Origin of the sequence: Porphyromonas vaginalis (assembly GCF_958301595.1) — a bacterium.
GTDB lineage: Bacteria > Bacteroidota > Bacteroidia > Bacteroidales > Porphyromonadaceae > Porphyromonas > Porphyromonas vaginalis.
Genome location: NZ_CATQJU010000001.1, coordinates 364,953 through 376,267, shown reverse-complemented (window position 1 = coordinate 376,267; position 11,315 = coordinate 364,953). Strand labels below are relative to the sequence as shown.

The 11,315-nt window shown below is 51.9% G+C and carries 6 protein-coding genes; all 6 read left to right on the top strand.

Annotated features, from left to right (window positions below):
- Nucleotides 1-113: 113 nt before the first annotated feature.
- The 6 genes from Q2J34_RS01470 (at nucleotide 114) to Q2J34_RS01445 (ending at nucleotide 10,308) form a co-directional block, all read left to right on the top strand.
- Complete coding sequence (locus tag Q2J34_RS01470; RefSeq protein WP_300969099.1) at nucleotides 114-1,547, top strand: IS3 family transposase; 1,434 nt, start codon at nucleotides 114-116, stop codon at nucleotides 1,545-1,547.
- A gap of 633 nt (nucleotides 1,548-2,180) precedes the next feature.
- Nucleotides 2,181-3,479, top strand: a complete 1,299-nt coding sequence (locus Q2J34_RS01465; protein WP_300969098.1) for a hypothetical protein — start codon at nucleotides 2,181-2,183, stop codon at nucleotides 3,477-3,479.
- Between the two features lie 31 nt (nucleotides 3,480-3,510).
- A complete protein-coding gene (locus tag Q2J34_RS01460) occupies nucleotides 3,511-4,656 on the top strand; it encodes an imelysin family protein (protein WP_298888520.1) in 1,146 nt (381 codons plus the stop codon).
- Between the two features lie 87 nt (nucleotides 4,657-4,743).
- Nucleotides 4,744-6,342 carry a di-heme oxidoredictase family protein gene (locus Q2J34_RS01455; RefSeq protein WP_300969097.1) on the top strand — a complete coding sequence of 533 codons (1,599 nt, stop codon included), beginning with the start codon at nucleotides 4,744-4,746 and terminating at the stop codon, nucleotides 6,340-6,342.
- A 130-nt stretch (nucleotides 6,343-6,472) separates the two neighbouring features.
- Nucleotides 6,473-8,041 carry a di-heme oxidoredictase family protein gene (locus Q2J34_RS01450; RefSeq protein WP_300969096.1) on the top strand — a complete coding sequence of 523 codons (1,569 nt, stop codon included), beginning with the start codon at nucleotides 6,473-6,475 and terminating at the stop codon, nucleotides 8,039-8,041.
- Between the two features lie 26 nt (nucleotides 8,042-8,067).
- The gene (locus Q2J34_RS01445; protein ID WP_300969095.1) at nucleotides 8,068-10,308 is read left to right on the top strand and encodes a cytochrome c biogenesis protein CcsA; all 2,241 of its coding nucleotides are present in this window, start codon (nucleotides 8,068-8,070) and stop codon (nucleotides 10,306-10,308) included.
- Nucleotides 10,309-11,315 lie beyond the last annotated feature (1,007 nt).

The window sequence follows — 11,315 nt, the reverse complement described above, 5'->3', positions numbered from 1 at the left end:
TACCGAACTGATTCTCTGCTATATATGAGTTCCAAAAATAGTTCCCCTCTTGGAACTTTTTAGTTTGTCCTCTCCTGAAATAGTACACAGTTGGGAAGCCAACCCCAACAACTATGAAAGAAGAAAAAAGTAACCGAGGACGAAAGGGATATCCCCTAGATTTCAAGTGGAGAGTCATTGATGACCTCCTAGCCACTGGCGAGAGCATCGCCACGACCAGCCAGCGCTACGGCATTACCACACGCACCATTCGAAATTGGTTGCGTACCTTTGGAGTAGAGTTACCCAACCAAAGCAGCAGTAGCACTATGAGCAAGACAAACAAGAACAAAGACGTAGATCCAGAGTACGCAGAACTCAAGCGCGAAAACGCTCGCCTCAAAGCAGCCCTCTTCCAGGCTGAGAGCAAGGCCTTAGTCAATAAGACACTACTCGAAGAGGTCTTGAATCGCTACCATATTGATCTAAAAAAAAAAGACCGATTTGCAGCCGTGAAAACGCTTGAATCCGCCAAAGTGAGAGGTCAAAAGCTCTCCATAACCTACCTTTGTCAGCTACTAGAAGTCAGCCGCAAAGGCTACTACAAGCACACCTTCACAGAGCAAGACGAAGATGTCAAAGTAGCCTCCGTCCTACACTATTGCCAGTATGTGCGCGGTCAACTCCCCAAAGCAGGCGTAGACACCCTCCAGCAGTGTGCCAACGAATACTTCAAAGGGACCTTCCAAGTAGGTCGCGACTGGCTATACAAAGTATTAGGAGCCAACGACATGCTACTGAGAAGTCGCAAGCGCAAGCGTCCACCCCAGACGACCAAGGGCGTGGTCAATCACGGCTTCCAAGACCACCTGAACACCACCCCTAAATACATCGCCACAGACCATTGCCGGCTCACCGTCTCAGACATAACCTACGTCAAATGTTTAGGGGGCTTCGCATATCTCTCCCTGACGATGGACGCTTATAGCCGCATCATCACCGGCTTTGACCTGCAGCCCACGCTCTCCACAGAGGGCCCCTACAACGCACTAAGACAGACCGTTGACTTCTACCAGAAGCATGGCTTTGACCTCAAAGGGCTCATCTTCCATAGCGACCGAGGCTGTCAATATGTCTCCAAGCAGATGACCGACTACGAGGCCAGCCTAGGCATCGTAACCAGTGTCACCCAGACAGGCAACCCTCTCCACAACGCTATGGCAGAGCGACTTAACGGGATCATCAAGAACGACTGGCTCTACAACTTCGAGGATAAGCCCATAGATCAAGTTCGAGAGATCCTCTCGCAAACGATTGCTCTCTATAACACAGCGCGTCCTCATCGAGCCATCAACAAGAAGACTCCGATGCAGATGCTCATACCAGATTACCCCAACCCTATAACCACACAACCCTCTAAGAAACAGACATCTAAGAACAATTCACCAAAAGCTCCGAGCCTCAAATCTCCGAGCTCATGCCGCTTAACTCCACACAAAGACCTATCTTTGTGTACCTCCGCAGTAAAAACGACCACAAGTCGTGTACCCCAGCAAGAGCAAAACTAACAAATGAGTACACTCACAGGACTAACAAAAATGACCCGAGTACCATCTCAGTAATACCTTCCCAACTGTGTACTTTTTTCAGGAAGAGGACAGTTCCAAGGGAGGAACTCTTTAGTTCCAGCGTAGGAACTCTTTAGTTCCAACGTAGGAACTTTTCCTTTCCTCCCTAGGAAATCTAGTTTTCCTACCTAGGAAATTTATCTTTCCAGCGTTGGAAATGTCCTCTTCTCCTAGAGATAGGTCTAAATGCTGCCACATCTCAGTGCAAATCGGCAGCAAGAGCCTCTGGATGAGTGTATAGCTAGAGAAAACGGGCCTTGTTATCGCTCGATTATTTCAGTGGATTACCTAACAGATAGTATTGAACGATTGTTACTCGCTGTCGATATACCTACAATATGCTATCTCTTGCCGTGAGTCATTGTAAGCCCCTGCCGTACCTTTGTGGTGGAAATCTGTCGGATCGTCGGCAGGCTCCACAAGATGTCGCGTAGTAGAGGATTCGTTCCCCTGATTCTCTTCGATTTACCCTCCGCTATACCCATCTTGAGGTACACTAAACAATGTAAGGGTGGCTGATGAGGCTCCCCCTGCGTTTGATTCACTCGGATGTCAAACACGCTATAATAATATATGAAACGATTCATATCGTATCTCCTCTGTGGTCTCGTACTTTGCACCGTACAGCTATCAGAGGCGCAGACTGTGGACACATTATCACAGGCTCCCTCGCCAACTCCTCGTCGACTCACCTTAGGTGGGTATGGAGAGGCTGTCGCATCGAGGATGTTTTACAGTAATAACTTCAAGCGCTACACCGATGCGGCACTCTACAAAGATGCTCGTAGCTTCGGGCAGGTAGACTTGCCACATGTTGTTTTCTTCGTTGGTTATGATTTTGGTCATGGTTGGTCTCTAGGCTCTGAGATCGAGTTTGAGCATGGTGGCACGGAGAGTGCTGTCGAGATCGAAGAGGAGGAGACTGGTGAGTACGAGTCTGAGATAGAGCGCGGTGGAGAGGTGGCTCTCGAGCAGTTTTGGCTACAGAAGAGCTTTTCACCAGCGCTCAACCTGCGCATCGGACACATGGTGGTGCCTGTCGGAGCAACCAATGCGTATCACATGCCGACGGAGTTCTTTACGGTCTACCGCCCCGAGGGTGAGAACACGATCCTGCCCTGCACATGGCATGAGACGGGTATAGGCCTGTGGGGTAAGCTGCCCAACTGGCGTTACGAGGTGATGGGCATCGCCGGGCTAGATGCTGACCGCTTTAACAATAAGGACTGGATCCATGGCGGTGCGGGGAGTCCCTACGAGTTTAAGATGGCGACAAACTATGCCTGCGCTATGCGCGTGGACAACTACTCGGTGCGCAACCTGCGTCTCAGCCTGAGCGGCTACGTCGGGACGAGCGGTCGCAACACGCTCAATGCGACAAATAAGTATGACCATATCAAGGGTCTCGTCTGTATCGGAGCTTTTGACTTCCAGTATGCCAATTCGCAGCTTATCTTGCGAGGCAATGTGGACTACGGACATCTAGGCGACTCGATGGAGATCACGAAGGCTAATCGTACGACCCGCAAGGACTCACCCTCACCCAAGAATAGTGTTGCCAAGGCGGCTCTAGCTGCTGGCCTGGAGGGTGGATATGATCTCTTCTCAGCCTCGGCCAAGCTACGTCAGCTCAAGCAGCGCCTCTACCTCTTCGGACGGTATGACTACTACGACTCCATGTTTCAAGTAGTACCTAGTATGACCGACGAGCCGGAGTGGGAGCGACAGAAGTTTACCGTCGGACTGAACTACTACCCGATCCCTGAGATCGTCATCAAGGCTGAGTATAGTCATCGTATGCTGCACAAGCAGTTCAACGATGAGCCGACGATCAGCCTCGGTATCGCCTACTTTGGCATGTTTCACTTCTAGACTCTTTTAATTCAACACAATACAGTCAACTATGAATAAGTACACCAACATTTTTAAGATGCTCCTTCTCTCAGTTGTGGGCGTCATCCTGGTCTCTTGTCAAGAGAGCGACGAACCCAAGGCAAAGCAGCTCGATCCAGAGCAGACAGCCATCCTCGAGCAGTTTGTCCACGGAGTCGTAGTCCCCACCTACAAGTCTCTAGCAGACAATACTATCGAGCTCTCGGGTATCTGCCAGGAGTTGATGAAGAGTCCCTCCCAAGAGCTGGTCGACAAGGCTTGCAAGAAGTGGGTTGAGGCACGTGCATACTGGGAGCTAAGCGAGGCTATCCTCTTTGGTGCGGCTGGCGACTACAATATCGACCCGCACATTGACTCTTGGCCTCTGCAAAAGAATCAGCTAGACAACATCCTTCAGAACGAAGACCTCCTTAATGAGCTCAAGGAGGAGGGTCCGGATGCCAAGGGCTTCGCTTCTCTAGGTTATGGTCTACTAGGCTTCCACGCAGTGGAGTACATGATCTTTAGAGATAGTAAGCCTCGCAAGGTTGCTGAGATCACAGAGCCTGAGCGCATCTACAATGCGGCTGTTGCTGAGGATCTAGCTCGTCAGGCTACTCGTCTAGAGGCTAGCTGGGCTGGTGTAGACAAGATCACCGCAGCTAAGAAGAAGACCCTCGAGGATGCTGAGCTCCTCCCCACAATGGACTATGGCGAGATCATGATAGCCGCTGGTGAGCAGGGCAATACGACCTACAAGAGCCAGAAGGATGCCTTCGTACAGATCCTACAAGGTGCGAGCGACATAACCGATGAGGTGGGTAACACGAAGATTACTGACCCTGTCAACTCTGGCAACGTCCTAGACGTGGAGTCTTGGTACAGCTGGAACTCTATTGAGGACTTCACAGACAACCTCCGTAGCGTCCGCAATGCTTACTACGGCTCTCTCGACGGCACTGCCCACAAGCACTCTATGGCTAGCTACATGGCTCAGCATCACCCCGAGCTAGACAAGGAGATCCGCTCTGCTATAGATAATGCGATCAAGACGGTAGCTGCTATGCCAGCACCCTTCCGCAATAACCTAACCAAGGAAGCAACCAAGCCCGCCATCGAGGCGTGCAATGCGCTCCTTGAGAAGATCGATGCAGCTATTGAGGCTGTACAGAAGTAATCAATAACCAACCGTCATAACATCTGCAGGCTTAATCCCTAGAGTGGATGCCTGCAGATGTATGATAGTATTTAAGAGGAAGTTGTTATGAACAAGGTATTAAGTATATGTAGCCTGATAGGCTGTCTGGCTCTCCTGAGTGCATGTAGCTCTGATTGTCCAGATCCAAGCGAAACGAATCCATACGAAGAGCAGTATTACAGCGGAGGAAAGCTAGGCACCGCGTTCAATAACACGGCCACCTGTTACGAGCAGTTTACCCCTGCCGTAGAGGAGGCTGGTTTGGTCGCTAGATTTAAGCGGGGAGAGCGACTCTTCGAGAATCCCTTTGACACCTCTACCGATCCAAACTTCCCGCTGCGTGGCTTAGGACCCCTATGGCTACGTGCTAGCTGTATCGCTTGCCACCCTGGCTACGGTCATGGTGCTAGACAGACCGAGTACAACTCGAACATCATAGGTAACGGCTATCTACTCGTCCTCACGGATCAGAACGACAACTACCTATCCTCCCTCACAGGTATGCCTCAGACGCAAGCTGCGCCACCCTTTAAGGCACCACTTGATGAGCGTAAGATCAAGATAGACTGGCTCCCCTACACAGATGAGTGGGGCAATAAGTTTGACGATGGCGAGACCTACGACCTCATTTACCCAGAGGTGACCATACCTGAGGATGCCTTCTATGTGCCTCTACAGGCCAAGGGCAAGGATATCCCATACTCCGATCTACGCGTCCGCCTCGAGAGCACCATCGGTATCTATGGCACGGGTCTGCTCGACGCTATCAGTGACGAAGACCTCCGTGCTCAGTATCAGACGGAGGAAAAGCATGGTGCCAACCTCAACCCCGCTATCTGGAAGGACGGAGACTTCGTTAGGTACTACGTCAATAAAAAGCAGGGTGACGGCACTAAGTACCTGCCCCGCTACACCTATGGCTTGACACGTGGTAGCATACAGGATGGCCCTGGAGCTAATGCTATCTGGAACATCACCAACGTAACTCGTAGTGATCGTCGCTACCACTATATGACCCCTACCTATGCTAAGGTAGCTTCCGAAGATCCCGAGGTACAGGCTAAGTTTTATACCTACTATCCAGAGTGGCGGAAGAGCGGTGATGTCAAGAAGGACATCTACGACTACCTAACCTCTAGCGAGCTCCCTGCCGATATGACCGACGAGGAGTATATCGACTTCATGGTATGGCACCGCGGACTAGCCGTCCCGTCGGCACGAGATGCTGATAGCAAAGAGTTCCAACAGGGTAAGAAGCTCTTTGAGGAGATGGGCTGCGCTACCTGCCACCGTCCTACCTGGACCACGGGCGAAGATCAGATCCGTGACCCGAACAATTTCTTCGTAGGTGCTCGTGCTAGTCTCCTGCCACGCTACCCGCATCAGAAGATCTGGCCCTACACCGATATGATCCAGCACCAGCTACAGATGAAGAACAATATTCGCACAGGTTGGTGTCGTACCACTCCACTGTGGGGGCGTGGCCTGAGCATGAAGGCTACTGGAGCTAGCGATCGTCTACACGACTGCCGTGCACGTACCGTGATCGAGGCGATCATGTGGCACGGTGCTAAGACTAGTGATGCTCGGCCCGCTATTGAGAAGTTTCGCAAGCTCAGCAAGGAGGAGCGCAAGGCTGTCGTCACCTTCATCGAGTCGATCTAATCTCTAAAGTCTAAACTCTAACTAACTTCTACCCCTCTCCTGAGCCAGCATTTGCCAAAGCAATAGATTATGATGATAGATATGAGCTGTCAGGGGAGGGGAGACACATACACCCAAACACTTTATCCTTATGAAGCACTTAACTACACAGCTAGCTCTACTAGCACTCATCCTTGCTAGCTTACCAGCTTGTCAGCGGGAGTGTGGTAGCGACACGCCTCAGACGCTCAGCGAGGAGTACTACAGTGGAGGTAAGCTCGGCACTACTTTCAACAACACCTCCTCCTGCTTCGAGCAGCCCACGGAGGCTATCGCTCTGGCTGGGCTAGATGCCAACTTCAAGCAAGGCGAGCGTCGCTTTGAGACGGCGCACGCTGCTGGCGATGTACCTGGTCTCACCTTTACGGGGTTGGGACCTCTATATCATCGCACTTCGTGTGAGGCTTGTCACCCCGGCTATGGACATGGTAGGCGCGTCACACGCTACAATAGTGAGCAGATGGGCAATGGCTGCCTCATCATCGTTACGGACAAAGAGGGTAATATAGCTACTTCGCTCGGCTTAGTGCCTATGACAGCTGCACTACCTCCCTTCAAGCCGATGATCGACGAAAAGAAGATGACTATCGACTGGCTCCCCTACACGGACGAGTGGGGCAATAAGTTTGACGATGGCGAGACCTACGACCTCATCTATCCTGAGGTACACCTGCCCGCAGAGGCGCTCTACTCCCCTTTGGAGGTGAATGGTAAGCCCTATCCAATAGATCAGGCGGTCGTCACGCTTGAGTCTACCATCGGCATCTACGGCACGGGTCTACTCGATGCGATCAGCGATGAGGATATACGTCAGCAGTATATCAAGGAGGCTCCGCATACCCCGCTCAATCCCGCCATTTGGGCAGGCAACGACTTCGCCCCCACGGGGGTAGACGCGGCAGGGCACCCGATGCGCTTTGACTATGCGTGTGACTTTACCAAGCTCTCTGCCAATGTGAGCCTATGGGAGGTAACCAACATCATCACGCCGATGTTTCGTAAGTTCTACATACCTGAGGCTTACGCACGGACGGCAAGCAAAGACCCCGAGGTGCAGGCACAGTTTTACAAATACTTCCCAGAGCGCAAGAAGTCAGGCAATGTGGAGAAGGATATTTACGACTTCTTTACAGCTACAGACCTGCCCGTCGAGATGGACGCACAGGCTTGCTACGATCTGATGGTGTGGATACGTGGTCTTGCGGTGCCAGCTGCGAGAGATATCGACGCACCCGATGTGCAGCGTGGTAAGCAGCTCTTCACCGAGATAGGCTGTGCCACTTGCCACCGTCCCTCTTGGACTACGGGCGACGATGTCGTCGTGGATGTGTATGGACTGACCGAGGGTGGCAAGAAGGCTATGCCACGCTATCCTAAGCAAAAGATCTGGCCTTACACCGACCTAATCCAGCATAAGCTCCACATGCAAAACGATATCCGCACAGGTTGGTGCCGTACCACTCCGCTCTGGGGACGTGGTCTGAGCCAGAAGGCTTCAGGTCACCAGGATCGTCTGCACGACTGCCGAGCACGCAATGTGATCGAGGCGATCATGTGGCATGGAGCTAAGAATAGTGATGCTCGCTTTACCGTAGAGAAGTTTCGCAAGCTCAATCGCAAGGATCGTGAGGCGGTTGTCAAGTTTATCAATGCTGTATAGCTTCACACACTAGATACTATATAAATATGGTGTGGCGCAAGCTCCCCTTCATACTACTACTCATCACGGTGGCTGTCCTTGCGGCAGCCACTGTGGTTGAAAAGCTTTACGGTACGCCCTTCGTGCAGGAGCATTGGTATGGCTCCCCGCTCTTTACCATCTTGTGGGTGCTACTCTCCTGTGCTGGACTACTTTATATCTTACGGGCTAAGCTCTACAGACGCTTATGGATCTGGATGATCCACGTCTCACTGCTGGTCATCTTGCTGGGTGCTGGCGTGACTAGCTGGACTGCCATACATGGACGGATCAAGCTCCAGGAGGGTGCCAGCCCTACGGATAGCTATCAGAGTGAGCAGGGAGAGACACTGACCCTCCCCTTTGAGGTCGCTTTGGAGCGCTTTGATCTGACCTACTACACAGGGACCCAATTCCCGCTAGACTACCAGAGCAATCTCATCATTCAGGACAAAGAGCGATCGAAGAGCCTTCGTGGTGCTGTCTCGATGAATCGCATCTTCCGCTACCGATTCTATCGCTTCTATCAGTCAGGCTACGACCCAGAGACGACCTCCTCGATCCTCTCCATCGCTTACGATCCGTGGGGCATTGCCATCACTTACCTAGGCTATGCGCTCCTAGCGATCAGTCTCGTAGGGGGTATGTACGCGCGCCGTCATAAGGTGAGACAGCTCCTCAAGCAGGCTCTCGTCTCTCCCGTGGCGATGCTCCTGATACTCCTCGCTGGTGGTACGCTCTCGGCAGAGGCAAAAACTCCTGCGACGCCACTCCCCAAGACGATCCCCGCTAGTGTGGCGAAAAGCTTGGGCGAGTTGCATATCCTGTACAACAACCGAGTCTGTCCCCTAGAGACCTACGCACAGGAGTTTACCGAGAAGCTCTATGGACGCAGTAGCTACCGAGGCTATTCTGCCGAGCAAGTCTTGGCGGGCTGGATCTTTTACTATGACAGTTGGGTCAATGAGCCGATGATACGGATCAAAGATAGGAGCATACGCAAGCTGCTCGAGTGCTATGAGGGGCAGCGGGTGAGCTACTTACAGTTCTTTGATCCACAGGGTAACTACCGCTTGGAGGCTCTGCTGGACAACTACATACAGCACCCCGACCAGCCCGGACGCAAGGCCCTCTTTGAGGCACATGAGAAGTGTCAGGTGATACAGAGCTTAGGGCTAGGGGAGTCGCTTGCGATCTTCCCCGTACAGAGCCATGGGAGTATCGCGTGGTACCATCCGGCCTCTACCGACCTACCCGCAGAGATGCCGCTAGATCAGTGGACCTTCGTACGCAAGAGCTTTAACTACCTCAGCGAACTGGTCGTCATGCAGCAATGGGACGAGGCGCAAAACTTCCTCGTCAAGCTCCGTCAGTACCAGCTCAAGGAGGGCGGTGAGAGCTGTCCCTCGGCTGTGCGCTTTCGCTCCGAGATCTACTACAACCAGCTCTCGCCTTTTATCGGACTCCTCGCTAAGATACTCGCCACCGTTGGTATCTTGCTCTTCATCTGGACGGCCTATCAGCTCTCCGTGGGGCGACTCGTGGATCCACCATTTGTCAAGTGGGGCATCTGGATCATCATCTACGGCAGTATGCTCTACCTAACCCTGATGGTGATCCTGCGCTGGATCGTCTCGGGCTATGTGCCGCTGAGCAATGGCTTTGAGACGATGCAAGCCTTAGCCTGGATCGTACTGCTACTGACCATCCTCGCCGGGCGCAAGCATCGGGTACTGATCCCCTTTGGTCTGCTCATGGGCGGTTTGTCGCTCTTGGTTGCCTCCTTTGGGGGTAGCAATCCGCAGATCACCCCGCTGATGCCAGTGCTTCACTCGCCGCTACTGAGCATCCATGTGCTGGTCATCATGATAGCGTATAGTCTCTTGGCCTTTATGATGCTCAATAGTTGCATGGCGCTGATCCTGTCGCGACGCTCCACCGTCGGGACGCACCTAGAGGCACTCAGTAGACTACTCCTCTATCCAGCGGTCGCGCTACTGGCTATCGGTATCTTCATCGGAGCCGTCTGGGCCAATGTCTCGTGGGGCCGCTACTGGAGCTGGGACCCCAAAGAGGTGTGGGCACTCATCACGCTCATCATCTACGCCCTGCCACTACACTGCGAGTCGCTGCGCTGCTTCCGCTCGCAGAGGTTCCTGCATGTCTATCTCTTGATCGCTTTCGTGTCGGTGCTGGTCACCTATTTCGGGGTCAACTTCTTCCTCGGCGGGATGCACAGCTACGCTTGATGCTCCCTATTGAGACTGTTGCATAAAGGCGAATCGCTGTGTTGCTTTCGGGATTCGGCTTCGGTCACATACGGAGGTATGCTCCCTTCAGACCTCACCCTCAGCGCCTTGCGCTTCATCCTTTCTGCAAAGTCTAGACAATCTTGCTTGCAAGATTGTGAGACTGTTGACTTTTGCAACAGTCTCCCCTTACGAAGCGATAAATCCACTCCACGGAGGAAAAAACTAATTCCTCCGTGGAGATTTTTTTCCTCCATGCGAGCATCGCTCCTCCGTCAGGTGAGCAGATTTTTATTTATCACGATCCGTAGGCAACTTCGGACTGAAAGGATAAGTGATCCTTTCAGGCTTTATCTCAGATCTATAAAAGACATAAGCCACACACGTGTACTTTTTCTTCCGCAGCTTATTTACTATTCTATCTTCATTGATATTGAAGCTATTGAGATTGCTCAACAGTACCTCTATTGAATCGACGTTCCCATTTTCTTGTAGGTATAGAGCTACAAAGAATCTGATGTCATATTTAATAGAATCGAAATCGCCATCATATTCGCGCTTAAACTCTTCGCAAAGGAAGCTGTTGAGTTCTCTCGTACAGTCAGCCGCGTTCATACCTACATACTTCCTACTGGAACATCCCAATACAATAGTAATGGTAAGGCATACAGAGGAAATGCAAACGAACCAACTTATTAAACCACCCTTCATAATCTCTCTTTATAACCGTACATGCCAGTGTCAAGCGCACCCTGCGTACAAATGTAGGGAAAAACTTCGTGGGAGACTGTTGCATAAAGGCGAATCGCTGTGTTGCTTTCGGGATTCGGCTTCGGTCACATACGTAGGTATGCTCCCTTCAGACCTCACCCTCAGCACCTTGCGCTTCATCCTTTCTGCAAAGTCTAGACAATCTTGCAAGCAAGATTGTGAGACTGTTGACTTTTGCAACAGTCTTCGTGGGGAGTCACCTCTGCCCTCTAACCTCTAATAACATATCTTTACAG